This is a genomic window from Rothia sp. LK2588 (genome assembly GCF_040946465.1).
Lineage (GTDB): Bacteria > Actinomycetota > Actinomycetes > Actinomycetales > Micrococcaceae > Rothia.
Genome location: NZ_JAYWLS010000004.1, coordinates 275,214 through 300,183, shown reverse-complemented (window position 1 = coordinate 300,183; position 24,970 = coordinate 275,214). Strand labels below are relative to the sequence as shown.

23 protein-coding genes are annotated in these 24,970 nt (G+C 62.1%); 19 read left to right on the top strand and 4 right to left on the bottom strand.

From position 1 onward, the window contains the following. Nucleotides 1–23 precede the first annotated feature (23 nt). Complete coding sequence (locus VVR12_RS09990; RefSeq protein ID WP_368551095.1) at nucleotides 24–455, bottom strand: hypothetical protein; 432 nt, start codon at nucleotides 453–455, stop codon at nucleotides 24–26. A 104-nt stretch (nucleotides 456–559) separates the two neighbouring features. Here VVR12_RS09990 and purN point away from each other — a divergent pair, with 104 nt between their 5' ends. Continuing rightward, nucleotides 560–1,126, top strand: coding sequence for a phosphoribosylglycinamide formyltransferase (purN, locus tag VVR12_RS09985; protein WP_368551094.1), 567 nt, complete (start codon nucleotides 560–562; stop codon nucleotides 1,124–1,126). Nucleotides 1,127–1,250: 124 nt separating this feature from the next. Then, nucleotides 1,251–2,858, top strand: a complete 1,608-nt coding sequence (gene purH, locus VVR12_RS09980; protein ID WP_368551093.1) for a bifunctional phosphoribosylaminoimidazolecarboxamide formyltransferase/IMP cyclohydrolase — start codon at nucleotides 1,251–1,253, stop codon at nucleotides 2,856–2,858. 270 nt (nucleotides 2,859–3,128) lie between these two features. On the opposite strand, the gene VVR12_RS09975 is transcribed toward purH, so the two are convergent. Continuing rightward, the gene (locus VVR12_RS09975; protein WP_368551092.1) at nucleotides 3,129–4,835 is read right to left on the bottom strand and encodes a substrate-binding domain-containing protein; all 1,707 of its coding nucleotides are present in this window, start codon (nucleotides 4,833–4,835) and stop codon (nucleotides 3,129–3,131) included. A gap of 430 nt (nucleotides 4,836–5,265) precedes the next feature. Here VVR12_RS09975 and glyA point away from each other — a divergent pair, with 430 nt between their 5' ends. After that, the gene (gene glyA, locus VVR12_RS09970) at nucleotides 5,266–6,546 is read left to right on the top strand and encodes a serine hydroxymethyltransferase (RefSeq protein ID WP_368551091.1); all 1,281 of its coding nucleotides are present in this window, start codon (nucleotides 5,266–5,268) and stop codon (nucleotides 6,544–6,546) included. Between the two features lie 3 nt (nucleotides 6,547–6,549). Beyond that, nucleotides 6,550–7,425: a bifunctional methylenetetrahydrofolate dehydrogenase/methenyltetrahydrofolate cyclohydrolase gene (locus VVR12_RS09965; RefSeq protein ID WP_368551090.1), complete on the top strand. Its 876-nt coding sequence runs from the start codon at nucleotides 6,550–6,552 to the stop codon at nucleotides 7,423–7,425. 67 nt (nucleotides 7,426–7,492) lie between these two features. Here VVR12_RS09965 and VVR12_RS09960 read toward each other — a convergent pair whose 3' ends face one another. Further along, nucleotides 7,493–8,257 carry a GntR family transcriptional regulator gene (locus VVR12_RS09960; protein WP_368551089.1) on the bottom strand — a complete coding sequence of 255 codons (765 nt, stop codon included), beginning with the start codon at nucleotides 8,255–8,257 and terminating at the stop codon, nucleotides 7,493–7,495. Nucleotides 8,258–8,325: 68 nt separating this feature from the next. Here VVR12_RS09960 and VVR12_RS09955 point away from each other — a divergent pair, with 68 nt between their 5' ends. Genes VVR12_RS09955 through VVR12_RS09940 form a run of 4 tightly spaced genes read left to right on the top strand, consistent with a single transcriptional unit; the run spans nucleotide 8,326 to nucleotide 11,249 of the window. Continuing rightward, on the top strand, nucleotides 8,326–8,784 hold the full coding sequence (locus VVR12_RS09955) for a PLD nuclease N-terminal domain-containing protein (protein WP_368551088.1): 459 nt from the start codon (nucleotides 8,326–8,328) through the stop codon (nucleotides 8,782–8,784). After that, nucleotides 8,785–9,633, top strand: coding sequence for an exodeoxyribonuclease III (locus tag VVR12_RS09950; protein WP_368551086.1), 849 nt, complete (start codon nucleotides 8,785–8,787; stop codon nucleotides 9,631–9,633). It abuts the gene before it with no gap. A gap of 14 nt (nucleotides 9,634–9,647) precedes the next feature. Next, on the top strand, nucleotides 9,648–10,694 hold the full coding sequence (trpS, locus tag VVR12_RS09945) for a tryptophan--tRNA ligase (protein ID WP_368551085.1): 1,047 nt from the start codon (nucleotides 9,648–9,650) through the stop codon (nucleotides 10,692–10,694). Nucleotides 10,695–10,706: 12 nt separating this feature from the next. Then, nucleotides 10,707–11,249 (top strand): 2'-5' RNA ligase family protein, encoded by a 543-nt coding sequence (locus VVR12_RS09940; protein ID WP_368551084.1) that lies wholly within the window; start codon nucleotides 10,707–10,709, stop codon nucleotides 11,247–11,249. A gap of 32 nt (nucleotides 11,250–11,281) precedes the next feature. On the opposite strand, the gene VVR12_RS09935 is transcribed toward VVR12_RS09940, so the two are convergent. After that, nucleotides 11,282–12,391, bottom strand: a complete 1,110-nt coding sequence (locus VVR12_RS09935; protein ID WP_368551083.1) for a mannose-1-phosphate guanylyltransferase — start codon at nucleotides 12,389–12,391, stop codon at nucleotides 11,282–11,284. A 255-nt stretch (nucleotides 12,392–12,646) separates the two neighbouring features. On the opposite strand from VVR12_RS09935, the gene sdhC reads away from it, so the two are divergent. From sdhC to VVR12_RS09880, 11 genes are all read left to right on the top strand, one after another. Next, complete coding sequence (gene sdhC, locus VVR12_RS09930) at nucleotides 12,647–13,024, top strand: succinate dehydrogenase, cytochrome b556 subunit (protein ID WP_368551082.1); 378 nt, start codon at nucleotides 12,647–12,649, stop codon at nucleotides 13,022–13,024. A gap of 6 nt (nucleotides 13,025–13,030) precedes the next feature. Next, nucleotides 13,031–13,516: a succinate dehydrogenase, hydrophobic membrane anchor protein gene (sdhD, locus tag VVR12_RS09925; protein WP_368551081.1), complete on the top strand. Its 486-nt coding sequence runs from the start codon at nucleotides 13,031–13,033 to the stop codon at nucleotides 13,514–13,516. A 37-nt stretch (nucleotides 13,517–13,553) separates the two neighbouring features. Further along, complete coding sequence (gene sdhA, locus VVR12_RS09920; RefSeq protein WP_368551080.1) at nucleotides 13,554–15,317, top strand: succinate dehydrogenase flavoprotein subunit; 1,764 nt, start codon at nucleotides 13,554–13,556, stop codon at nucleotides 15,315–15,317. Between the two features lies 1 nt (nucleotide 15,318). Then, a complete protein-coding gene (locus VVR12_RS09915; protein WP_368551079.1) occupies nucleotides 15,319–16,104 on the top strand; it encodes a succinate dehydrogenase iron-sulfur subunit in 786 nt (261 codons plus the stop codon). Between the two features lie 178 nt (nucleotides 16,105–16,282). Further along, nucleotides 16,283–17,539, top strand: coding sequence for an amidohydrolase (locus VVR12_RS09910; RefSeq protein WP_368551078.1), 1,257 nt, complete (start codon nucleotides 16,283–16,285; stop codon nucleotides 17,537–17,539). Nucleotides 17,540–17,721: 182 nt separating this feature from the next. After that, nucleotides 17,722–18,819, top strand: coding sequence for a BMP family protein (locus VVR12_RS09905; RefSeq protein WP_368551077.1), 1,098 nt, complete (start codon nucleotides 17,722–17,724; stop codon nucleotides 18,817–18,819). Between the two features lie 187 nt (nucleotides 18,820–19,006). Further along, nucleotides 19,007–20,557 carry an ABC transporter ATP-binding protein gene (locus VVR12_RS09900; RefSeq protein WP_368551076.1) on the top strand — a complete coding sequence of 517 codons (1,551 nt, stop codon included), beginning with the start codon at nucleotides 19,007–19,009 and terminating at the stop codon, nucleotides 20,555–20,557. After that, nucleotides 20,554–21,879: an ABC transporter permease gene (locus tag VVR12_RS09895; RefSeq protein WP_409349902.1), complete on the top strand. Its 1,326-nt coding sequence runs from the start codon at nucleotides 20,554–20,556 to the stop codon at nucleotides 21,877–21,879. Before VVR12_RS09900 ends, VVR12_RS09895 begins: the two co-directional genes overlap by 4 nt. After that, nucleotides 21,879–23,171, top strand: a complete 1,293-nt coding sequence (locus tag VVR12_RS09890) for an ABC transporter permease (protein ID WP_368551075.1) — start codon at nucleotides 21,879–21,881, stop codon at nucleotides 23,169–23,171. Before VVR12_RS09895 ends, VVR12_RS09890 begins: the two co-directional genes overlap by 1 nt. A gap of 2 nt (nucleotides 23,172–23,173) precedes the next feature. Continuing rightward, on the top strand, nucleotides 23,174–23,581 hold the full coding sequence (locus tag VVR12_RS09885) for a cytidine deaminase (protein ID WP_368551074.1): 408 nt from the start codon (nucleotides 23,174–23,176) through the stop codon (nucleotides 23,579–23,581). A gap of 27 nt (nucleotides 23,582–23,608) precedes the next feature. Beyond that, the gene (locus tag VVR12_RS09880) at nucleotides 23,609–24,910 is read left to right on the top strand and encodes a thymidine phosphorylase (protein ID WP_368551073.1); all 1,302 of its coding nucleotides are present in this window, start codon (nucleotides 23,609–23,611) and stop codon (nucleotides 24,908–24,910) included. The last annotated feature ends 60 nt before the right edge of the window (nucleotides 24,911–24,970 follow it).

Here is a 24,970-nt window from a genome sequence, read left to right as displayed (position 1 = left end):
CGCTCAGGCGGGCAACCGGTGGATTATTTGCCCAGCAGGGTGCCCAGCATCGAATCTTCCAGCTGTTTCTGGCACTGAGCCTGCCGGGAGATCGTCAATGCCGAATTGGTGCACCGCGCGTACTCGTTGGTCTGCTCGATGAAAATCAACTGCACCACGGCGCTGAATGCCATGAAGAAGCAACTAACCAGCAACAGCGCGGTCAGGGTGAAATCCGCCGCGGTGGCGCGAATCTTGGCCATCTTGACCAGCGCCACGATCCCGCAGACGATGGCGATCAACAGAAACACCAGCGCGGCCGCGATAAACCAACCCGCATAGCTGAGCAGAAGGAAGCCCACCAGGGCCGCCGCCATGAAACCGCGATTAAATAGGCGCAGACTGGTGCGCTGACGCTCGATCTCGCGGTCGGAAAGTTGCTGGGTGCTCGGTGGCTGAGAGGTCTGAAGGGGCATACTCCCCAGGATACCGCCCCCTCTACCGTGCGACCGAAAGACAACCGGGGTAGCGGCCAAGACTGCGCGGGAAGACCCCGGTGAGGGTACGCTAAACTCTTTCTATGCGCATAGTAGTCATGGTTTCCGGATCGGGAACGAACCTGCAATCCATCATGGACGCCGTCGCCGAGGGGCAACTGAACGTCGAGATCGCTGCAGTAGGAGCCGACAAACCCTGCACCGGGATCGAACGAGCCCAGGCGGCCGGCATCGAAACCTTTATCGTCGCACCGGGTGACCACCCCGACCGCGAAATCTGGAACCGGGTGCTCGAAGCGAAAATCGCCGAATACGACCCCGATTACATCGTCTTCGCCGGGTTCATGCGCATCGTCGACGCCGCGCTCGTGGCACGCTTCGCGAACCGCATCGTCAACACCCATCCGGCGCTGTTACCATCGTTCCCTGGTGCCCACGGGGTGCGCGATGCTCTGGCGCACGGCGTGAAAATCACCGGCCTGACCGTTCACTTCGTGGATTCGGGCGTCGACACCGGCCCGATCCTGGCCCAAGCCGCAGTCCCGGTTCTCGAGGGAGACACCGAGGAGTCGCTCCATGAACGAATCAAGGTCGAAGAGCGCCAGCTCCTGGTGCAGACCATCGCCCAGTTGCCGCAACCGAGCAACTAACGGCCCCAAGATTTAGAACCACTTCGGTTCGAAGCCTGCGGGTCGGGGCTCAAACCGACTCAACCAACCGATGAATCCATCCACCAGCCCGCAGCTCATGCGGGCGAAAGACATGGGAGTATTTGTGAGTCTCATTGAGCTCGACCGCGTGCCCGTCAAGCGCGCACTGATTTCCGTCTTCGACAAGACCGGCCTGGAAGATCTGGCGCGCGGCCTCCACGAGGCCGGAGTGTCCATCGTCTCCACCGGCTCGACGGCGTCCAAGATCGCTGAGGCCGGAGTGCCCGTCACCGAAGTTTCCGACATCACCGGGTTCCCCGAGTGTCTGGAGGGCCGCGTGAAGACCCTGCACCCGCGCGTGCACGCCGGCATTCTCGCCGACCGCCGCAAGCAGGAACACATCGACACCCTGAACGAAATGGACATCGAGCCCTTCGACCTGGTGGTTGTGAACCTCTACCCGTTCGTCGACACCGTCGCCTCCGGCGCGGATCAAGATGCCATCATCGAGAAGATCGACATCGGCGGCCCTTCCATGGTGCGCGCCGCCGCCAAGAACCACGATGCCGTGGCCGTCGTTGTTGACCCAGCCCGCTACGACGACGTGGTTCGCGCCGCGAAGGAGGGTGGCTTCACCCTCGCTGAGCGCCGCCGCCTGGCCTCGGGCGCGTTCGCGCACACCGCCGCTTACGACACCGCCGTGGCCACCTGGACCGCCGCGCAGTTCGAGACCGATGAAGACGCAAACTACTGGCCGCCCTTCGCCGGTCTCTCGTTCGAGCGTTCCGAGTCGCTGCGCTACGGCGAAAACCCGCATCAGAAGGGCGCGCTCTACGTCGACCCGGCTGCCAAGCCCGGCATCGCCCAGGCGGAACAGCTCGGCGGTAAGGCCATGAGCTACAACAACTACGTCGACGGCGACGCCGCCCTGCGCGCCGCGTACGACTTCGACGCTCCCGCCGTGGCGATCATTAAGCACAACAATCCCTGCGGCATCGCCGTGGCCAGCGAAGGCGCGGAAGATCCGATCGCCGACGCCCACGCTAAGGCCCACGCCTGCGATCCGCTCTCGGCCTACGGTGGAGTGATCGCCGCCAACCGCAAGGTCACCGCCGGCATGGCTCAGACCGTCAAGGGCATCTTCACCGAGGTCATCATCGCGCCCTCCTACTCGGACGAAGCGCTGGAGATCCTGCAGAGCAAGAAGAACCTGCGCATCCTGGTGCTGCCCGAAGGCTTCGAGCGGGAGGCCCTGGAATACCGCGCGGTCTCCGGCGGCGCGCTCTTCCAAGAGGCCGATCGCCTGCAGGCCGAAGGCGACGACCCCGCCAACTGGACCCTCGTTGCCGGCGAACCGGCCGACGAGAAGACCCTGGCAGACCTGAACTTCGCCTGGCGTGCTCTGCGCGCGGCCAAGTCCAACGGCATCTTGCTGGCCGACAACGGCGCCGCCGTGGGTATCGGCATGGGCCAGGTCAACCGCGTGGACTCCTGCAAGCTCTCCGTCGAGCGCGCCAACACCCTGGCCGACGGCGCCGAGCGCGCACGCGGTGCGGTGGCGGCGTCCGACGCGTTCTTCCCCTTCGCCGACGGCCTGCAGGTTTTGCTGGACGCCGGTGTGCGCGCAGTCGTGCAACCCGGTGGATCGATCCGCGACGAAGAAGTCATTGAGGCCGCGAAGGCTGCTGGGGTGACGATGTACACTACCGGCGCCCGTCACTTCTTCCACTAAATAACGGAGGGACGGGCGCCGATTCCGGGCGGGATTTGTTTCCTCGCTCGCTCGGAATCCCGCCCTTCATCCCGTCACTTCTTCCACTAACCAACCTATCCGCTGAGCAGTAATACCGCGAGGAGGGAGGCGTTCGCTCCTGCTTCCTTCCTCGCCCTGGGGGCTCGTCAGTCCAGACGGAGCTTCACGCCTCCCTCTCTCCGCGGCTTAAGAGCAAACGGTGTCCGTCTCGCTACAGAGACGGCCACCGTTGTTTTAGGGAGGGGGGATCTAGCCGGCGGAGGGGCCTGCCGCCATCTCCTTCTTCGACTGCTGAGTCAAAGCCTCCTGGAAGACCTTCTGGATATCCTCGGGGCTATTGGCCTGGAAGGCCTCGCCACCGATCTGGGTCGCCAACGACTCGAGTGCGGTCATATTGGCGTCCTCCGAGATACCGATCATCACAAAGTAAATCGGGTTCTCGGGGTCTTGCTCCCGCTGAATGGTCTCGATGAGCTTCTCGGTAGAGATTCCGTTCGGGTCTGTATCTTCACCGTCGGTCATGATCACCACGACGTTCGCCGAGTCATTCTGGAAGTTCTTCTTGATGTTTCGGAACGCCGCCAGCGTGGTGTCGTTCAGGCCCGTGTACGAGTCCTTATGCGGGGTGATGCTCTCACCCTGCTGCAGCAGGACCTCGCGCTGGGTCTGGCCGTCCAACTCGGCACCGAAGCTACGAATCGGCACCACTTCGCGGTAATCGCGCGGTTTACCATCTACGGTTTCGAGGTTGTAGGCAAACTCCCACAGACCCATCGAGTCACGAATCGGGAAGAGTTGCGAACCGGCGGCCACGGCTTCCTTGGTAACATCCATGCGGGTCTTGCCGTCGCTATTCAGCTTCCACCCCATCGAACCGGATGAATCGATTGCGATGAGCGCGTTCATCGGCGCGGACTGCAACTTGTAAGCTGACCAGGTATCGGCGGTGACCTTCGGGTCTTTGGAGTCCAGTGGCTTGACCTGGCCCACCGAGTGGTCGGTGAGTGCGGAATTGTCTTCGGTACGCAGCCCGGCGTCGGCCAGCGCCTTCTTGCCTTCTTCAGAGCTGAGGTAGGCCGAGATCTTGTCGGCGGCCTGACCCACGGTGTTGTTCGCCTCGTTGCCCTGGGCGGGCTGATACATCGGGAAGTCCAACTCGTTGGTTGCCGAACCGGGAACCTGTGCCTTCAGGCCCGAGTCCCCGTGGTCCTTTATGTACTTGGCAAAGTCGGCCTCAGATACCACCGCAGACTTCATCTTGCCCTGCGCCACCGCGTCCAACTGTTCGGTGGGGGAGAGGTCTTCGGGCACGTCCACGCCGATGGTCTGGGCGCGCAAACTGGTATTGGCGGTCAGTACTTGCTGGTTCACCGCGCCCTGGGAAGTCTCGGCGGCGGCATTGATGACGGCCAAGAACGCGCCAGAATCAATCTTCGGGTCTGCCATCGAGACGTCGGTGTTGGCGGCCAGCACGTCGTTCCAGTTCTTATACGTGGTGGAGCCGTCTTTGCTGACAACAACGCCGGGTGTTTTCGCCAGCGACTTATCTTTGGTGATGACCTTAGCCTTACCCGCCAGCGCCAGTTGGGCGCGGGTGGAGGAGTCCGGGATCCAAAGATTCGGCGCGGCTTTATCGTCGGTGATCTGGTGGGCGACGTCGTTGGCCGAGTGGTTATCGGAGATAGCCAACGCGATGCAGTCGTCTGCGCTGACAGGGATGTTCTTGAGAACCTCTGCCATGGTCGTGTTGGTAGCAACGGTCACGCGCTGAGTCGACACACACGAGCTAGGAATAGCCTGCGGGTCGTTGGGTGAGGCTTCGTTGCCGGAGAGCTGATAAGCCAGCGCTCCGCCACTGAGCAAGATGACTCCGGCGCCGCCGAGAGCGATCCACTTACGGTTATTTTTCTTCCGCTGTGCTTCACGCGCTTCACGACGCGATTGAGCATTCCCCATGATGTGCCCTTTCGCGAAAATATGGTGGGTTCACCCGCAACGGTGAACTCTTCTGGTGAGACGTACGATGCATTTCCCCGTGCATCGAGCCCGCTCTAGTCTACCAAGCGAGGGCCGCCGGTCGCTGTTGGGTAGCTATGAGTTCTCAATTTTTCAGCCTGCGTTTCGGCACGTCATCGGAGGGTAGTTAAAAAGATCACTCGGCCAATTTTGTTTACCATCTAAACGAATTTGTTTCATATGTTGAACATTTTGGCTCTGGGGGCGGTAATTCACCTCCAATTAAGGGGATCGGCGTCGGCAATGGGTCAGGATCACCCTAAGATATACAGACATGACTCAACTCACTTAGACTGGTAGGGATGCGGGCGCATCGCGCCGAGGGAGTAGCCCTAAGACATCAAGACCGCTCAAGCGAAAGGACCGTTGCATGACCGTCACAGATTCGGTAATGAACAAGCCGCTGAATGAGGTAGACCCCGAGGTCGCCGAAGCCCTCAGAAATGAGCAGGAACGTCAGCAGAACACTCTCGAGATGATTGCCTCCGAGAATTTCGTTCCGCGTTCCGTACTCGAGGCTCAAGGTTCGGTATTGACCAATAAGTACGCCGAGGGCTACCCCGGTCGCCGTTACTACGGCGGTTGCGAGTTCGTGGACGTCGTCGAACAGCTGGCCATTGACCGCGTCAAGAGCCTCTTCGGCGCCGAGCATGCCAACGTTCAGCCCCACTCCGGCGCGCAGGCTAACACCGCCGTCATGCAGGCTCTGCTACAGCCCGGCGATACCCTGATGGGTCTCTCCCTCGCGCACGGCGGCCATCTGACCCACGGCATGAAGCTCAACGTCTCGGGCAAGCTCTACAACATCGTCGCCTACGGAGTGAACGAAGAGACCGGCAAGGTCGACATGGACGAGGTGCGCGAGCTGGCCCTCAAGGAGAAGCCCAAGGTCATCATCGCCGGCTGGTCCGCCTACACCCGTCAGTTGGACTTCGCCAAGTTCCGCGAGATCGCGGACGAAGTCGGCGCCTACCTCTGGGTCGACATGGCCCACTTCGCTGGCCTGGTCGCAGCCGGACTGCATCCGAATCCGGTCCCGCACGCACACGTGGTCTCTTCGACCGTGCACAAGACCATCGGCGGCCCCCGCTCGGGCCTGATCCTCTGCGTGGAGGACCTGAAGAAGAAGATCGACTCGGCGGTATTCCCCGGTCAGCAGGGTGGCCCGCTCATGCACGTGATCGCCGCCAAGGCCACCGCCTTCAAGATCGCCGCCAGCGATGAGTTCAAGGATCGCCAGCAGCGCACCCTCGAAGGCGCTCGCATCCTGGCCGACCGCCTGAGCCAGCAAGACGCCAAGGACGCCGGCATCCGCCTGATCTCCGGCGGCACCGACGTCCACCTGGTGCTCGTCGACCTCATCAACGCTGAACTCAACGGTCGCGAAGCCGAAGACCTGCTGCACTCGGTGGGCATCACCGTCAACCGTAACGCTGTGCCCAACGACCCGCGTCCGCCGATGGTGACCTCCGGCCTGCGCATCGGCACCCCCGCGCTGGCCACCCGCGGTCTGGACGCCGAGGCGTTCACCGAGGTTGCGGACATCATCGCCGAGGCCCTCAAGCCCGGTGCCGACGTTGAGGCCCTGCGTGCCCGCACCGAGGCCATCTGCGCGAAGTTCCCCCTCTACTCCGGCATCGAGGAGTGGTAAACAATGGCTCAGATTCTCGACGGTAAGGCAACCGCCTCACAGATTAAGTCAGAGTTAGCCGAGCGCGTGGCCGCGCTGAAGGAGAAGGGCATCACCCCCGGTCTGGGAACCGTGCTCGTGGGCGACGACCCGGCATCGCACTCCTACGTCGGCGGCAAGCACCGCGACTGCGCCGAGGTGGGTATCGCCTCGATCCGCGTTGATCTGCCCGAGTCCACCACTCAGGAAGAGCTCGAAGCGGAGATCGAGAAGCTCAACAACGATCCGGCGTGCACCGCCTACATCGTGCAGCTTCCGTTGCCCAAGCACATCGACACTAACCGCATTCTCGAGTTGATCGACCCCGATAAGGATGCCGACGGCCTGCACCCGACCAACCTCGGTCGCCTCGTGCTCAACGCCGGCGGAGAGATGGACTCCCCGCTACCCTGCACCCCCAACGGCGTGATCGAACTGATCACCCGTCACGGGCTGGATCTCAACGGAAAGACCGTGGCCGTCTTTGGTCGCGGTGTGACCGTGGGGCGTCCGCTGGGCCTGTTGTTGACCCGCAAGAACGTCAACGCGACCCCGACCCTGGTGCACACCGGCACTCAGGACGTCGCCGGCGCGCTCCGCGCCGCCGACGTGGTGGTTGCCGCCGTAGGACAGCCCCACATCGTGAAGGCAGACATGGTCAAGGACGGCGCGATCCTGCTGGACGTTGGAGTCTCACGCGTGGAAGACCCCGAGACCGGCAAGAAGAAGCTCACCGGTGACATCAGCCCCGAGGCCGCCGAAAAGGCATCGTGGGTTTCACCGAACCCCGGCGGTGTGGGTCCGATGACTCGCGCGATGTTGCTGGTCAACGTGGTAGAGGCCGCCGAGCGGGCTGCCTAAGACAATCGCGTAGCCTCAGCCAACCGAGCGTCGGGGTACCGGCGCGCGCATAATTACATCAACCGGTCTAGCGATGGAGTGAGAACTCGAAATCGTAGCGATCGGCCCGGTAGAGGGTGCGGGTGGTTTCGACCGCCTGCCCCTTTGCTGTATATCCGACCCTTTCCACCACCATTGCCGCCGAGCCGGTCGGCACCTGCAACCGGGCGGCGTCCTCTCCGAAGAGCGTGGTCGCCGAGACCCGCATCCGGGCCTGCGTGACGGCAAAACCGTTCTTGCTCAGCAGGTTCTCTAGGGTGGCGGTGGACTCCGGGGCCACCTCGGCGAAGGCCTCGGGTAGGAACCATGCGGTTTCGATGCCGATGGGTTCGCCGTCGGCTCGCCGCAACCGCACGATCTCGATCACCGCGGTGGACTCCTCCAAACCGAGGTCCGCGGCGACCTCGGCGGAGGCCTGCACCTGGTGGCAGGCCAGGGTGCGAGTCGAGGGATCGAGGCCGCGCCTGGCCATATCGCGGGTAAAAGAAATGAGCTTGGGTTCGCTGACGCTTTCCGCGGCGTCGGCGATAAACGTACCCGACCCCTGCACGTGGTAGATCAGGCCACGGTTTTCCAGAGCCGCCAGTGCACGCCGCACCGTATCGCGTGAGACGCCAAATCGCTCGCGCAGGGCCCGTTCGGTGGGGAGCCGGTCGTGCGCCGCTCCGGGGAGCACGAACTGGTCGTAGACGAAACGGGCGACATTCATGTATTTGGGTGAGCCACCGAAACCATCTGCCGCGATGGTTCGCGAGCGGGGGCCTCGCGCGGCGGGGGAAGTGTCTTGACTCATACTGGTTATCTTACGTGCACCCCACCGCCGGTCACGTGAGCCCGCGCCACTTTGGCATAATAGGAACCATGCAATCTTCGGCCACGGAAACCACCAGACAAGAGACCAATAAGCAGGCGATGATCGGCGCCGGGATCGGCGGGGTGATCCTGGTGATCCTGCTGATCTTTGCAATCCTCACCGCGCGCAACGAAGCCTCGGTCTTGGGCTGGATCATCGCCGGGTTGATTCTTGCCTGGCTGGGCGTGGCCATCTACCTGGCGTACTTGGTTAACCGGCAGGCCAAGGCCGCGCAACAGAACTTCGAGCTCGCCGCTTCAACCGCGCGCGACGAACAGAACTCGATGCTCGACAACAAACTCTCTCACAGTTTTCAGATCGTGTTGGTGCAGTCCAAAGTCATCGCCGACGAACGAGCCAACCCCTCGGCAGACGCCGAAGGCATGATTGATCGGGCCCTCGACACCATCAACACCACCGCTCAAAACGGCATGGGCATGATCAAAGAAGCGAAGAAAGGCCACTAGATGACCCGCGCGAAAAACACCCTGCGCGTAGCATCCGTGAACGTCAACGGCATTCGCGCAGCCTACCGCAAAGACATGGCCAACTGGCTGGAGAACCGCGATGTAGACGTGCTGTGCCTGCAAGAGGTGCGCGCCCCCGACAAGATCGTGCGCGAACTGTTGGACGAGAGCCAGTGGCACATCCTCCACGCCGAGGCCGCCGCCAAAGGACGCGCCGGCGTCCTGATCGCGACCCGCACCACCCCTAACTCCCACGGCGAGCTACTGGAAGGCGCCCACGTGGCCGAGCGCGCACACATAGGTGACGACTACTTCACCGACTCCGGCCGCTGGGTCGAAGCCGACATCACGCTACCCAATGGCGAAACCCTGACCGTGGTTTCCGCATACGTGCACTCCGGTGAAGTCGACACTCCCAAGCAAGAGGATAAGTATCGTTTTCTCGACCGCATGCTAGTGCGCATGCCCGAACTGGCCGAACACTCCGATCACGTGCTGATCGTCGGCGACCTCAACGTCGGCCACACCGAACTGGACATCAAGAACTGGAAAGCCAACCAGAAGCGCGCCGGGTTCCTGCCGCAGGAACGCGCCTACTTCGACAAATTCTTTGGCGAGACCGGATACGTGGACGTGGCGCGCAAACTCGCCGGCGACGTCCCTGGCCCCTACACCTGGTGGTCGTACCGCGGCAAGGCCTTCGACAACGACGCCGGTTGGCGCATCGACTACCACATGGCCACCCCTGCCCTCGCCGCGAAGGCAGTGACCGCGGTGGTTGACCGTGCCGAAACCTACGACCAGCGCTTCAGCGACCACGCCCCGCTCGTGGTTGATTATCAGTTTTAGAAACTAAGGACACCATGACTACTCCAGAAAACTCACCCGCAATCCCCAACGCCGCCACCGGCGCCCCGCGCGCCTTCTCCGGTGCGCAGCCCTCGGCCGATTCGATGCACCTGGGCAACTTCATCGGCGCGGTCAACAACTGGGTGGGCATGCAGTCAGAGTTCGAGTGCCTGTACTTTATTCCGGACATGCACGCGATCACCGTTCCTCAGGATCCTGCCCTGATGCTGGAACGCACCCGCAAGACCGCCGCACAGTACATCGCCTGCGGCGTGGATCCCGAGAAGACCCCGCTGTTCGTGCAGTCGCAGGTGCCCGAACACGCCCAGCTGGCGTGGGTGCTGAACTGCATTACCGGTTTCGGCGAGGCCTCGCGCATGACCCAGTTCAAAGACAAGGCCGCCAAGTCAGGTGCCGAAAACGCCTCGGTGGGGTTGTTCACCTACCCGATTCTTATGGCCGCAGACATCCTGCTCTACCAGGCCAATGTCGTGCCCGTGGGTGAAGACCAGCGTCAGCACCTCGAATTGACCCGCAACCTCGCCCAGCGGTTCAACTCCCGCTTCGGCGAGACCTTCGTGGTGCCCGAACCGACGATCCTCAAAGAAACCGCGAAGATCTACGACCTGCAGAACCCCACCTCCAAGATGAGCAAGTCGGCGCAGAACGACAAGGGCATCATCTGGTTGCTGGACGACCCGAAGAAGACCGCAAAGAAGATCAAGTCGGCGGTTACCGACGACGGCTCCGAGATCAGCTTCGACCGCGAGACCAAGCCGGGCGTCTCTAACCTGCTCTCCATTTACTCGGCAGTCTCGGGTAAGCCTGTTGACGACATCGTCGCCGATTACCAGGGCAAGATGTACGGCCACCTGAAGGTAGACCTCGCCGAGCTGGTCGCCGATACCCTCGGCCCGATCCGCGACCGCGCCCTGGAACTGCTGGACGACCCTGCCGAGCTGGACCGCCTGCTGGCGCTGGGGGCCACCCGAGCTCGCGAGATCGCCTCGGTGACCGTCAACAACGTCTATCGCAACGTGGGCTTTATGCCCGCCGCCTAGCGGATAGCAACGATGGTCAACGGCGGTTCTCCCACCCTTGTCGGTAGCGCCCGCTACCTCAGCGTGTTGGCCCCCGTGCCCGATGCGCTCGGGGAGCGGATCGCCTCCTGGCGAGCCCGGCATACCCCGGCTCAGCACCACCACGCGCACATCACGGTGCACGTGTGCCGCGAACCTGCCCACCTGGCCGCCCGGCTGGAGGTTATGCAACGGCGTGTGGCCGACCACGGCCCGGTGGCGATCAGCCTGGGGGAGCCGGCGTCCTTCGAACCGGAGAGCCCCGTGACCTACCTGCCGGTGACGCGCGGTGCGCAGCATTTATACTCGCTCAACCAACTGAGCGCCCAGGTGCTGGGCCCCAGTGCCTCGCCCTTTCCCTTCATCCCGCATTTGACCCTGGGAATGCGCTTGCCGGCGCCGGTACTTGCCGAGTCGTTGCGGCATTTTGCGCAGATACCAGAAGAGCTGGTCCACTTTGAAGTGGACCAGCTCCTGGTGTCTGAATACGAGTCGGGGCAGTGGTGGGATCACGCGGTAATACCGCTTCGCCGGTAGACACTACCCAGGCGTTCCCCGCCTCCACCGCTTTAGAGGAGTTTGGTGCCACCGTGTTTCTTCAGCTGCGCCACGGCCTCCTTAACGCGCTGGGCATCTTTACGGGAGGTCACCAACAGGGCGTCCTCGGTGTCGACGACCACCACGTCGTCCATGCCGATCACGACCACCCGGCGACCGGCGTTAGCCGCGATGATACCGGTGGTATCGCGGGCGATCACCTCTGATTTTTCGCCGAGGATGGTCAGGTCTTCCCCGGTTTTCTCCTGGTTGAGGCGTGCTACGGCGTCGAAGTCTCCGACGTCGTCCCAATCAAACGAACCGGGCACCATCGCCACGTCACCGGCGGCCGCAGCAGGTTCTGCCACGGCGTAGTCGATGGCGGTCTTGGTCAGCGTGGGCCAGGTTTGTTCCATGACGGACTCCCTCTCGGGGGTGTCCCACGCGGCGGCGATCTTGAGGACGCCGTCGTGCAACTCGGGCTCGGTGCGGCGGAGATGCTCGAGCATCAGCGAGGCCGGGGCAACGAACATGCCGGCGTTCCAGGTGTAATTACCCGAGGCCAGGTATTCGGCGGCGGTGGCGGCGTCTGGCTTTTCGACGAACGAATCCACCTCTTGCGCCGAGGGGGCGCCGGGGACGTCCAGGGGCTTGGGCGCGCGGATGTACCCAAAGGCGGTGGACGGCTCGGTCGGCTCGATGCCGATGGTCACGATCTTGCCGGTGGCGGCGGTCTCGATGGCCTCACGCACCACGGTGTGGAACTGCTCGACCGGGTTAATGACGTGGTCGGCGGCGAAGGAGCCGACGATCGCGTCTTCGTCGCGGGAGCGGATAATGGCGCAGGCCAGCGCGATGGCTGCGGCCGAATCGCGCGGTGAAGGCTCGAGAACGAGGTCTGCACCGCGTAGCTCGGGGATCTGCTGGGTCACTGCATTGGCGTGCGATTCACCGGTCACCACCATGACCGGCCCAGAAGACAGGGGAGCTAATCGCTCGTATGTCTGACGCAACAGCGACAACCCGTCGCCGGTGAGGTCGAGTAGAAATTTGGGGGCGGCCGCCCGGGAAAGCGGCCAGAGGCGGGAGCCAACTCCGCCGGCCGGGATCACTGGGTAGAACCGTTCTTGAGGTGTTTTCATCAGGTCAAAAGGATACCTAGATTTTGACTTCGAAGTGCCGCCGAGCGAGCCGAAGCTCGGTAAAAAATCTCACTTTTTGAGGCGATTCTCAAATTATTCGTTCACATTTGCAAACAGGCCGTCGCTAAGTTAGTTCAGGTCAGTTATACCTGGTACTCTCATGTCGTTAAGTAGAACACTAAATTAGCTGTCTGAGTGTTGCCTCCACGCCTACTTGACGCGCGCACATTCTTACAGCCTTCGGGAGGTCATTCAGTGCCGAATAATTCTCGTGGCACCCTGTACCGCGGTCGTGAAGGCATGTGGTCATGGGTTGCACATCGCATCACAGGTATTTCCATTTTCTTCTTCTTGCTCGTACACGTTCTCGACACCGCAATGGTGCGTGTGTCGCCTGAGGCGTACAACGCAATCATGGAAGTGTACAAGAACCCCATCATGGGTCTGGGCGAGGCCGTACTCGTGGCCGCGATCGTTTACCACGCTTTCAACGGCATCCGCATTATCCTCGTGGACTTCTGGAAGGACGGCGCACGCCACCACAAGACCATGCTCTGGGGCGTTCTGGTGCTCTGGGTTTTGGTTATGATCCCCTTCCTCATTCGCCACCTCATGAACGTCTTCGGAGGCTAATCCATCATGGCTACCCCGCTTAAAGCTCGTATTTCTGCTCCTCGCAGCAAGGACACCACCGTCAACGGTGTCAAGTACAACCGCTCGTCCTCGAAGCGCAACAACTCCGAGATGTACGCGTGGCTGTTCATGCGCATCTCCGGCGTCATCTTGGTAGTGCTGATCTTCGGTCACCTCTTCACCAACCTGATGCAGCCGCACGGCGTTCACGCTATCGATTTCGGTTTTGTGGGCGGCAAACTGGCTAACCCGTTCTGGCAGGTCTGGGATCTGCTGTTGTTGTGGCTGGCCATGCTGCACGGCACCAACGGCATCCGCACCATCATCATGGATTACGCCGAAAAGGATCGCACCCGCGTTGCACTGAAGACCATCCTGTACCTGGCATCGGCCTTCATCTTACTGGTGGGCACCCTGGTGATCTTCACCTTCGACCCCTGCCCGGCCAACGCCCCGGCAGACCTGGTGCCTTCTTTCTGCCCCGCACCGTAACAGCGACACTTTAGAACTGAGAAGAGAGCATTAACAGATGCAGGTACATAAGTACGATGTAGTTATCGTCGGCGCCGGTGGCGCTGGCATGCGCGCGGCAATTGAAGCCGGCCAGCGCGTTCGCACCGCAGTGCTGACCAAGCTTTACCCCACCCGTTCTCACACCGGTGCCGCCCAGGGCGGTATGTGTGCAGCCCTGGCCAACGTCGAAGAAGACAACTGGGAGTGGCACACCTTCGACACCATTAAGGGTGGCGACTACCTGGTTGACCAGGATGCCGCAGAGGTCATGGCCAAGGAGGCCATCGACGCCGTGCTCGACCTGGAAAAGATGGGTCTGCCCTTCAACCGCACCCCCGAGGGTCGCATCGACCAGCGTCGTTTTGGTGGCCACACCCGCGACCACGGTAAGGCGCCCGTGCGCCGTGCATGCTACGCAGCAGACCGCACCGGCCACATGATTCTCCAGACCCTGTACCAGAACTGCGTGAAGCACAACGTGGAGTTCTACAACGAGTACTACGTGCTCGACCTGGTCATGGTCGAAGACGAAAACGGCAAGCGCCGCCCGGCCGGCGTGGTGACCTACGATCTGGCCACTGGCGACGTCCACGTCTTCCAGGCGAAGTCCGTGATCTTCGCTTCCGGCGGTTGTGGCAAGATCTTCAAGACCACCTCGAACGCACACACCCTCACCGGTGACGGCATGGCCATCGCACTGCGCAACGGCATCCCGTTGGAAGACATGGAGTTCGTGCAGTTCCACCCGACCGGTCTGGCTGGTCTGGGCATTCTGGTCTCTGAGGCGGCCCGTGGTGAGGGCGGTATTCTCCGTAACTCCGAGGGTGAGCGCTTCATGGAGCGTTACGCACCGACCATTAAGGATCTCGCACCCCGCGATATCGTGGCCCGCTCGATGGCCAACGAAGTGCGCGAGGGCCGCGGTTGCGGTCCGAACAAGGATTACGTGCTGCTCGACCTGACTCACCTGGAGCCCGCGCACATCGACGCGAAGCTTCCGGACATCACCGAGTTCGCCCGTACCTACCTGGGCGTGGAGCCCTACACCGAGCCCGTGCCGGTCTTCCCGACCGCGCACTACGCCATGGGCGGCATCCCCACCAACATCGACGCCGAAGTCTACGCGAACTCGGAGGAGACCATCCCCGGTCTCTACGCAGCCGGTGAGGTAGCTTGCGTGTCGGTGCACGGTTCGAACCGTCTGGGCACCAACTCGCTGCTGGACATCAACGTGTTCGGTAAGCGCGCCGGTATTACCGCCGCGAAGCACGCTGCCAACGCAGACTTCCTGCCCATTCCCGAGGACGCCGCGGACCGCACCCTCGAGTTGCTCAACACCCTGCGTGACGGCAACGGCACCGAGAAGGTCGGCGCGATCCGCAAGGAACTGCAGGACGTCATGGACGCCGACATGCAGGTGTTCCGTACCGCAGACACCATCCACAACGCGCTGAACAAGATCGCTGAGTTCGAAGAGCGCTACAAGAACATCTCGGTTCAGGATAAGGGCAAGCGCTTCAACCTCGACCTGCTGGAGGCCGTGGAGCTGGGCTTCCTCCTCGAGCTGGCCAAGGTGATGTCGGTGGCGGCGTTGCACCGCCAGGAGTCGCGCGGCGGTCACTTCCGCGAAGACTTCCCGAACCGCGACGACGAGAACTTTATGAAGCACTCGATGGTCTACCAGGATGCCGAGGCAGAGATGGAGGGCATCGCCGGCCTCCGCTTCGACACCAAGCCCGTCGTCTTCACCCGCTACGAACCGATGGAGCGTAAGTACTAAAATGGCAGATTTTGAAGCACGCGAACCCGAATCCAAGGTTTCTCTGGCATCAGAGCAGGGCGGTGGCGAGGGCATCAAGTCCTTCGACGTGACCGTTCAGGTGCGCCGTTACGATCCCGAGATCTCGCCCGAGGCTCACTGGGACGAATTCAAGGTCACCATGTTCGGCACCGACCGTGTGCTGGACGCCCTCCACAAGATTAAGTGGGAGATCGACGGCTCGCTCTCGTTCCGTCGTTCGTGCGCCCACGGTATCTGTGGTTCAGACGCCATGCGCATCAACGGCCGCAACCGCCTGGCCTGCAAGACCCTGCTGAAGGATCTTGACCTGACCAAGCCGCTGACCATTGAGCCGATCAAGGGCTTGCCCTGCGAAAAGGACCTCATCGTAGACATGGAACCCTTCTTCCAGTCCTACCGTGAGATCATGCCCTTCTTGATCAACGACACCAATGAGCCCGAGCGCGAGCGTATCCAGTCCGCTGAAGACCGCGCGATCTTCGACGACACCACCAAGTGCATCCTCTGCGCTGCGTGTACCTCGTCGTGCCCGGTTTTCTGGACAGACGGCCAGTACTTCGGCCCCGCCGCGATCGTCAACGCTCACCGCTTCATCTTCGATTCTCGTGATGACGCCGGTGACATGCGTCTGGAGATCCTCAACGATAAGGAAGGCGTGTGGCGTTGCCGCACCACCTTCAACTGCACCGACGCTTGCCCCCGTGGTATTGAGATCACGAAGGCTATCGCCGAGGTGAAGCAGGCTATCGTGGCCCGCGCTTTCTAAGCACGGCCACCGTCGTTCACGCACCAGGCCCGCGCATCGACGTCGATGCGCGGGCCTGCGTCATATTCCGTCATAAAGAAACGATGAAGTCGCATTTCGCCGACGCGGCGTTGGCCGAAGCCAACTCGATATACTGTGGAGCCAGATAACCCTGGACGACGAGATACGTGGACGGCTCATGGCGCATTTTTCTGTAGCAACACTGCTGGATCAAGCGGGCCCGGTGATTGGACCGCGCATCACGGATCTCGTGCCCGAGCTCATCGACTTTCGACGCCGAGTGCATCAGCACCCCGAGCTGAGCTTTCAGGAGCATCAGACCACGGACCGTATTGTTGAGCGACTCACCGCCGAGGGGCTTTCCCCGCAACGTTTCGAGGGCACCGGTTGCTATGTAGACATCGGGCAGGGGAGCCATTCGGTGGCTCTTCGTGCCGATATCGATGCGTTGCCGATTCTCGAGCAGACGGGCCTATCTTTCGCCTCGGAGCGTCCGGGTATGATGCACGCTTGCGGCCACGATATTCATCAGACGGTGATGCTTGGGGTGGCGATCGCATTGCATCGGCTCCATGAGGAGCACCCGTTGCCGCGGAAGGTGCGGGTGATCTTCCAGCCCGCCGAGGAGCAATTGCCCGGCGGTGCCGTGCAAGTGATCGCGGCAGGGGGCTTGCAGGGCATTCCGCGCGCTTTCGCGTTGCACTGCGAGCCTAAGGTGGACGTCGGGAAGATCGGCACCCGCATCGGTGCCATCACCTCTGCCTCCGACACCATCAAGGTGCATTTGACCGGCCACGGCGGGCACACCTCTCGTCCGCACCTGACCGAAGACCTGATCTACGCGATGAGCCAGATCGCCATTAACGTTCCCGCGGTGCTTTCCCGCCGCATGGACATCCGCTCGGGTGTGCTGGTGGCCTGGGGGCAGATCGAGGCGGGCGTGGCCCCGAACGCGATTCCCTCCGAGGGGTTCATGGCGGGCACGATGCGCTGTCTGGACGCCGAGGCCTGGTATCGCGCCGGGGAAATCCTGGACGAGGTGATCGAACAGGTCGCGGCCCCCTATGGGGTGGATGTGCACGTCGAGCACATCCGCGGGGTGCCCCCGGTGGTGAACACCGAACACGAGACGACGATTCTTGAAAACGCCGCCCGCCAGGAACTGGGGGAGGACGCGGTGGTGCTGGTGGAGCAGTCCATGGGCGGCGAGGATTTCGCCTGGATGCTACAGGAAGTTCCGGGAACGATGATCCGCCTGGGCACCCGCACTCCGGGAGGGCCGACCTACGATCTGCATCAGGGGGATTACGATCCAGACGAACGTGCGATTGGTTATGGGGTGCAGGTGATGGCGACCGCCGCGTTGCGCTCTATCCGTTGGGACATGGCAAAACTCTCCGCCGAGCAGTTCCGTTCGGTGAGCAATTACAGCTAATGCGACAGACGAGTCAGTTACCGTCGGGTAACCCAGTGCGTTGCATGTCTTCATTCCTGCTCGTGAGCCAGTATCATATTCTGTATCACCTAGTGTCTAGCACACCACATTCTGTTCAGCGCCTCGATGCCTAGCGTTGCGGGGTTGCTGGGCTCGTCTGAACTTACGAAGGGATAGCTCACATGGCTACTCGCTCACGTTTTGCCGCTGCAGGCTCTGTTCTCGGCATTTCCGCTCTTTTGCTTGCCGGTTGCGGCGCTGCACCGGATGAAAAGGCTTCCTCCGACTCGAAGGGTTCTTCGGATTACAAGGCCTGCATCGTCTCTGACGAAGGCGGCTTCGACGATAAGTCCTTCAACGAAAACTCCTACAACGGCCTGAAGGCTGCTGAGGAAGAATACGGCATCAAGACCGCCGAGGCGCAGTCCAGCTCACCGGCAGATTTCGGCCCCAACGTCAACAAGATGGTTCAGGCCGGCTGCAACTCCATCATCACCGTGGGCTTCGCTCTGGCTGATACCACCAAGCAGGTGGCCAAGGAGAACCCCGATACCCACTTCGCGATCGTCGATGACGGTTCGATCGAGGCCGACAACGTGCGTCCTATCGTGTACGACACCGCTCAGGCTGCGTTCCAGGCCGGTTACCTGGCCGCGGCTCAGTCCAAGACCGGCAAGGTAGCTACCTACGGTGGCGCGCAGATGCCCACCGTGACCATCTTCATGGATGGCTTCGCCCAGGGCGTGGAGCACTACAACAAGGAAAAGGGCAAGGACGTCAAGGTTCTGGGTTGGGATACCAAGAACCAGTCCGGTACCTTCACCGGTGACTTCTCTGACCAGACCAAGGGTAAGACCAACACCCAGAACTTCCTGGATCAGGGCGCTGACATCATCATGCCGGTGGCTGGCCCCGTGGGTGCAGGTACCCTGGAGGCTGTGAAGAGCTACAACGCTTCGCACTCCGATAAGCCCGCAGCCGTGGTGTGGGTTGACTCCGATGGCTACGAGACCAACCCCGAATACAAGGACATCATCCTGACCTCGGTGCAGAAGAAGATGAAGGAAGCCGTGGAGTCCACCATCAAGGACGACATGGACCAGAAGTTCTCTTCCGAGAAGTACATCGGCACCCTGGAGAACGACGGCGTGGGCCTGGCACCCTTCCACGACTTCGAAGGCAAGGTTTCTCAGGAGACCGTGAAGGAGCTGGAGCAGATCAAGGAAAAGATCATCTCCGGCGAGATCACCGTGAAGACCGAAGGCCAGCCGACCAAGTAACGGTTGTGCCTCTGACGTTGAAAAGCGGCTCGAACTGCCCTGTGTATGTTCGAGCCGCTTTCAACGCTTTGATACCCTCTGTGGGTGAAGCGTTGCCCGCCGGTGTTTGTGCCTCGCCCAAGCGCCCGCGTCTCGCCCCTCCCATGTACCGGTTCCAGCCGCCATCGATAGATAAGAAAGCGCAGCGATGAAACTCGAACTGCGACAGGTCACCAAAAAGTTTGGTGACTTCACCGCAAACGACCGCATTGATCTGGTGGTCGAGCCCGGCACCGTGCACACCCTGCTGGGTGAAAACGGCGCGGGCAAGTCCACCCTGATGAACGTCATCTATGGACTCTACGAGCCCACCGACGGTCAGATCCTCATTGACGATAAACCCGTGAACTTCCGTGGTCCCTCAGACGCGATGGCGGCGGGCATCGGCATGGTGCATCAGCACTTCATGCTGGTTCCGGTGTTCACGGTTGCCGAGAACATCGCGCTGGGTTCCGAAGAGACGAAGGGCGCGACCCTGAACCTCGAGGCGACTCGCGCGAAGATCCGCGAGATCTCGGATCGCTACGGTTTCTCTGTTGATCCGGACGCCATCGTGGAGGACCTCCCGGTGGGTGTGCAGCAGCGCGTGGAGATCATCAAGGCACTGGTGCGCGACGCCGAGGTGCTGATCCTCGATGAGCCGACCGCTGTGCTCACTCCATCGGAGACCGATCAGCTCTTGGGCATCATGGATCAGCTGCGCCGTGACGGCAAATCGTTGCTCTTTATCTCGCACAAGCTACGCGAAGTCCGTGCGATCTCCGACAAGATCACCGTGATCCGCCGCGGCAAGGTCGTCGGCGACGCCGACCCCACCGCCTCCACGAACGAATTGGCGGAGCTGATGGTGGGCAAGTCGGTGCAGCTGGTAGTCGATAAGGACGCCCCGCGCCTGAACGACGACCGCTTCGAGGTCACCGACCTGAACCTGGTCGCCCCCAACGGGGTACCGTTGTTGAAAGACGTCAACTTCACCGTGCGTGGCGGCGAGATTCTGGCAGTCGCCGGCGTGCAGGGTAACGGACAGACCGAGCTGGCGGAGACCATTCTCGGTTTGCAACCGAAGGCCACCGGCTCGTTGAAGCTGGGTAACACCGAATTGCTGGGTAGATCCACCGACGCCGTGCTGAAATCCGGTGTGGGTTTCGTGCCCGAAGACCGCTCCTCCGACGGTCTGGTGGGGTCGTTCTCGATCGCCGAGAACCTCGTGCTCGACCTCTTCGACCGCAAGGAGTTCTCCTCCGCAGGCACGCTGAACCGCTCGGCAATCTCCAAGAACGCCGACCGCGCCATCGATGAATTCGACATCCGCGTGGGTAGCAAGCACGACGCCGCGTCCACCCTCTCGGGCGGTAACCAGCAGAAGATCGTGGTCGCCCGCGAGCTGACCCGCGATCTCAAACTGTTCGTGGCTTCCCAGCCCACCCGCGGTGTGGACGTCGGTTCGATCGAATTCATCCACAAGCGCATCGTTGCAGAACGCGACAAGGGCGTGCCCGTCATCATCGTCTCCACCGAGTTGGACGAGGTGTACGCGCTGGCAGACCGCATCGCCGTGTTCTTCCACGGCGAGCTCATGGGGATCGTGCCCGCAGACACCCCGCGTAACGTGCTGGGCCAGATGATGGCCGGGACAACCTACGAAGAGGCCACCCAGGCCGAGACCGAGATCCCTTGGGCTGAAGGAGAGACCCGATGAGCGCAACCGATAATCACGGCGTCGCCACCACCTCGCTGGCCGAAACCGCCACCGCGCTGGGCACCGCCGAACAACAGACACCCAAGAACCCCAACCCGCAGATGGGTGAACACCAGAAGCCTTCCCTGGCAACCCGACTGCTCGGCGGTGGATTCGGTCTCTCCGTGGGCGCGATGGTCGCGGCGTTCATCGTCGGTGGCCTGCTGATCGCGGTCACCGATACCGCCACCCAGAAGGCGTTCTCCTATTTCTTCGCCCGCCCCTCCGATACCTTTGTGGCCGCCTGGGACGCCGCGTCCGAGGCGTACATCGCGCTGTTTGAAGGCTCGATCTTCAACTTCTCGGCGACCTCCTTCACCAAGGCAATCTACCCGCTCATGGAGACCCTCACCGTCTCCACCCCGTTGATCCTGGCGGGACTGGCCGTGGCCATCGCCTTCCGCACCGGTCTGTTCAACATCGGTGCCCAGGGTCAGATCATCCTCGGTGCCATCGTCTCCACCTACGTGGCGATCACCTGGAACCTGCCGATCTACCTCATGCTCCCCATGATCGTTCTCGGCGGTATTGTCGGCGGTGGCCTCTGGGGCGGCCTGATCGGCCTGCTCAAGGCCAAGACCGGTGCGCACGAGGTGATCCTGTCGATCATGCTCAACTACATCGCCGCGAACCTGTTGCTGTACCTGTTGAAGACTCCGCTGCTGCAGCGTCCGGGTAACACCAACCCGATCTCCCCGACGTTCGAGGAGAACGCGATCTTCCCCTTGCTGTTGGGCAGCTCCTTCCGTCTGCACTGGGGCTTCGTGATCGCGGTGCTGGCCGTCGTCTTCGTCTCTTGGTTGCTGAACCGCTCGACCACCGGATTCCGCCTGCGCGCGGTGGGCGCTAACCCCCACGCCGCACAGACCGCCGGTATTTCGGTGGCTCGCGGTTACATCCTGGTCATGGCGATCGCCGGCGCGCTGGCCGGACTGGCCGGCTCCACCCAGGTCTCCGGAACCGAGCAGGTGCTTTCCACCGGCGTGGCCTCCTCCTTCGGTTTCGACGCCATTACCGTGGCGCTGCTGGGACGCTCGACCCCCTGGGGTACTTTCTTCGCGGCTCTGCTCTACGGCGCCTTCCGCGCTGGCGGCGTCTCCATGCAGGTTGATACCGGCACCCCGATCGACCTGGTGCTCGTGGTGCAGGCCATGATCGTGCTGTTCATCGCCGCACCTCCGCTGGTCCGCGCCATCTTCCGCCTGCCCGATCCCTCCGGCAAGAAGAAGCCCAAGAAAGCCAAAAAGGCTCGCAAGTCCGTCGTCGCATCGGAGGCTAAGTAATGTCCACCGCAGTAGTTGAAAATCCGCAGGGCTCCGTTGCCGACGAACAGGTGATCGTCAAGCACTGGAAGAACCCCATCATCTTCTCGGTCATCGCGCTCATCGGCCTTCTCCTGCTCGGGATCAACGCCCCGGCGAACGAGGTCACCTTCCGCCTGGCCGAAGGTATCACCTGGGCGCAGATTCCCGCCCTCGTACTCTCGGCCCGCGTCTTCGGCTGGCTGGCCGCGCTCGTCCTGCTGGCGATTGCCGCCTACTCGATCGTGGCGATGAATTCCGGCAAGCGTGTTCCCTTCGCGTTGACCGCCGTGTTCTGGTTTTTCTTCATCACCGGCCTGCTGGTCTGGGCTATCGGTTCCGCACGTACCTCAGACGTCTCACTGGTCTCCCTGCTCTCCGGTGCGCTGGCGCTGTCGATCCCGATGATATTCGGTTCGATGGGCGGCCTGCTCTGCGAGCGCTCGGGCATCGTGAACATCGCCATCGAGGGCCAGCTTCTGCTGGGTGCCTTCTCGGCCGTGCTCGTCGGTTCGATCACCAACAACCCCTGGGCCGGTCTGCTGGCGGCGATGGTCGGCGGCATGCTGGTTTCGTTGTTGCTGGCGATCTTCTCGATCAAGTACCTGGTCGACCAGACCATCGTGGGTGTGGTGGTCAACGTGTTGGTCTCCGGTTTGACCGGCTTCCTCTTTACCCGCGTGTTGCAGCCGGACGCCGCTAACCTGAATTCGGCCCCGAAGCTACCCAGTTTTGAGATCCCGGTGCTCTCGCAGATCCCGGTGATCGGCCCGGTGCTGTTCAACCAGTCGGTGATCGTCTACCTCATGTACATCGTGGTGGCACTGATCTGGTTCGGTCTGAACAAGACCCGCTGGGGTCTGCGCACCCGTGCGGTGGGTGAGCACCCCAAGGCAGCCGACACGCTGGGTGTGAACGTGAACCGCTTGCGTTTCTCGAACGTCCTGCTCGCCGGTGCCGTGGCCGGTATGGGCGGCGCCTTCTTCACCCTGGTTTCGGTCTCTTCTTTCAACTCGGATATGACCGCCGGTCAGGGCTACATCGCGCTGGCTGCGCTCATTTTCGGACGCTGGCGGCCGATGGGCGCGCTGTTCGCCTCGTTGCTGTTCGGCTTCTCCCTGCAGATGCAGTTCATGCTCTCGATTCTGGGCACTTCGATCCCGACCGAGTTGCTGGCGATGTTGCCCTACGTGGTGACCATCCTTGCGGTCGCAGGTCTGGTGGGTCGTTCGCGTGGACCTGCCGCCGCCGGTAAGCCCTACATCAAGGGGTAGCCGTGGGTAGCGTCCCCGACTCTAAGCAGATCGATTGGCAACCCCTGATCGACGCCGCTATCGAGGCGATGGGGAAGTCGTATTCTCCCTATTCGAAGTACCCCGTCGGGGCCGCCGCGCTGACTACGAACGGCGCGGTGGTCTCGGGGTGCAACATCGAAAACGCCTCGCTGGGCATCACGCTCTGCGCCGAGTGCTCGCTGGTCTCTGATCTGGTGATGAACGACGGTGGAAAGCTCGTCGCCTTCGCGTGCGTGGATCGTGATTCCAACGCTTTGATGCCCTGCGGCCGTTGCCGCCAGTTGCTCTATGAGCACGCGGCGCCGGGCATGTTGTTGCGTTCCACCTCTGGCATTCGCACGATCGAAGAGATGTTGCCGGATGCCTTCGGCCCCGAGCGTTTGAGCTAACCTTTCCCCACTGACAGGAGAACCACGGTGAGTACCGAAACCTTTGACGCTGTAGACGTCATTCGCACCAAGCGCGATGGCGGCACGCTGAGCCCCGAACAGATCGACTGGGTGATCGACGCCTACACCCGCGGTGCCGTGGCCGATGAGCAGATGAGTGCCCTGGCCATGGCGATCTTCCTCAACGGCATGGATCGTGCGGAGATTTCCCGCTGGACCACCGCCATGATCAGTTCGGGCGAGCGCCTGGACTTCTCGTCGATCGTGGGCCCGGGCAAGAAGCTGGCGACCGCCGACAAGCACTCCACCGGTGGAGTTGGTGACAAGATCACCTTGCCGTTGGCTCCGTTGGTCGCTACGTTTGGCGTGGCGGTCCCGCAGCTCTCGGGGCGCGGTCTGGGCCATACCGGGGGCACGCTGGACAAGCTCGAATCCATCCCCGGGTGGCAGGCAAACCTGACCAACGAACGCACTCTCGAGATGCTCGGTTCGACCGGTGCGGTGATCTGCGCGGCGGGTTCGGGCCTGGCGCCGGCCGATAAGAAGCTCTACGCGTTGCGTGACGTCACCGCCACCGTCGAGGCGATCCCGCTCATCGCCTCATCGATCATGTCGAAGAAGATCGCCGAAGGCACCGACTCGCTGGTGTTGGACGTCAAGGTGGGTTCCGGGGCGTTCATGAAGGACCTCGCGCAGGCGCGCACTCTGGCAGAGACTATGGTGGCGCTGGGTGCGGACGCCGGGGTGAAGACCTCGGCGCTGTTGACCGACATGAACACCCCGCTGGGTTTAACCGTGGGCAACGCCTGCGAGGTCGAGGAGTCGGTTGAGGTGCTCGCCGGCGGTGGCCCGGCCGACGTCGTGGAGCTGACCGTGGAGCTGGCGCGCGAGATGCTGAAGGCCTCCGGCGTAGACGCCGACCCTGCCGAGGCCCTGGCCGACGGCCGCGCCATGGACGTCTGGCGCAAGATGATTTCCGACCAGGGAGGCGACCCCGACGCCACTCTGCCCCAACCCCGCGAGACGCACACCGTGTACGCGGAAAGTTCCGGTGTGTTGACCCGCCTGGACGCGCTCTCGGTGGGTGTGGCGTCCTGGCGGTTGGGTGCCGGTCGCGCCCGCAAAGAAGACGCTGTACAGGCGGCCGCTGGAATTCGTCTGCACGCCAAGCCCGGTGATGAGATCCAGAAGGGTCAGCCACTGATGACTCTGATGACCGACACCCCAGAACGCTTCGGCCGTGCCTTGGAATCTCTCGAGAATGCCTATTCGGTGGGTGAAACATTCGAGCCAACCGACCTGATTCTGGGTAGGGTAGAAACCAACTAACCCCAACCGGTCGTTTACCCCGAGCGGCCGTGAATCCGTCATTGCAAAGGAAGCGAGAGC

Excerpts from the sequence above, each read along its gene's own strand:
- VVR12_RS09915 (WP_368551079.1), top strand. The coding sequence starts at position 15,319 with ATGGCAGATTTTGAAGCACGCGAACCCGAATCCAAGGTTTCTCTGGCA.
- VVR12_RS09900 (WP_368551076.1), top strand. The coding sequence starts at position 19,007 with ATGAAACTCGAACTGCGACAGGTCACCAAAAAGTTTGGTGACTTCACC.
- VVR12_RS09905 (WP_368551077.1), top strand. The coding sequence starts at position 17,722 with ATGGCTACTCGCTCACGTTTTGCCGCTGCAGGCTCTGTTCTCGGCATT.
- VVR12_RS09890 (WP_368551075.1), top strand. The coding sequence starts at position 21,879 with ATGTCCACCGCAGTAGTTGAAAATCCGCAGGGCTCCGTTGCCGACGAA.
- glyA (WP_368551091.1), top strand. The coding sequence starts at position 5,266 with ATGACCGTCACAGATTCGGTAATGAACAAGCCGCTGAATGAGGTAGAC.
- VVR12_RS09990 (WP_368551095.1), bottom strand. The coding sequence starts at position 455 with ATGCCCCTTCAGACCTCTCAGCCACCGAGCACCCAGCAACTTTCCGAC.
- VVR12_RS09895 (WP_409349902.1), top strand. The coding sequence starts at position 20,554 with ATGAGCGCAACCGATAATCACGGCGTCGCCACCACCTCGCTGGCCGAA.
- VVR12_RS09965 (WP_368551090.1), top strand. The coding sequence starts at position 6,550 with ATGGCTCAGATTCTCGACGGTAAGGCAACCGCCTCACAGATTAAGTCA.
- purN (WP_368551094.1), top strand. The coding sequence starts at position 560 with ATGCGCATAGTAGTCATGGTTTCCGGATCGGGAACGAACCTGCAATCC.
- VVR12_RS09940 (WP_368551084.1), top strand. The coding sequence starts at position 10,707 with ATGGTCAACGGCGGTTCTCCCACCCTTGTCGGTAGCGCCCGCTACCTC.
- sdhA (WP_368551080.1), top strand. The coding sequence starts at position 13,554 with ATGCAGGTACATAAGTACGATGTAGTTATCGTCGGCGCCGGTGGCGCT.
- VVR12_RS09910 (WP_368551078.1), top strand. The coding sequence starts at position 16,283 with ATGGCGCATTTTTCTGTAGCAACACTGCTGGATCAAGCGGGCCCGGTG.
- VVR12_RS09950 (WP_368551086.1), top strand. The coding sequence starts at position 8,785 with ATGACCCGCGCGAAAAACACCCTGCGCGTAGCATCCGTGAACGTCAAC.
- VVR12_RS09975 (WP_368551092.1), bottom strand. The coding sequence starts at position 4,835 with ATGGGGAATGCTCAATCGCGTCGTGAAGCGCGTGAAGCACAGCGGAAG.
- VVR12_RS09960 (WP_368551089.1), bottom strand. The coding sequence starts at position 8,257 with ATGAGTCAAGACACTTCCCCCGCCGCGCGAGGCCCCCGCTCGCGAACC.
- trpS (WP_368551085.1), top strand. The coding sequence starts at position 9,648 with ATGACTACTCCAGAAAACTCACCCGCAATCCCCAACGCCGCCACCGGC.
- VVR12_RS09955 (WP_368551088.1), top strand. The coding sequence starts at position 8,326 with ATGCAATCTTCGGCCACGGAAACCACCAGACAAGAGACCAATAAGCAG.
- sdhD (WP_368551081.1), top strand. The coding sequence starts at position 13,031 with ATGGCTACCCCGCTTAAAGCTCGTATTTCTGCTCCTCGCAGCAAGGAC.
- VVR12_RS09935 (WP_368551083.1), bottom strand. The coding sequence starts at position 12,391 with ATGAAAACACCTCAAGAACGGTTCTACCCAGTGATCCCGGCCGGCGGA.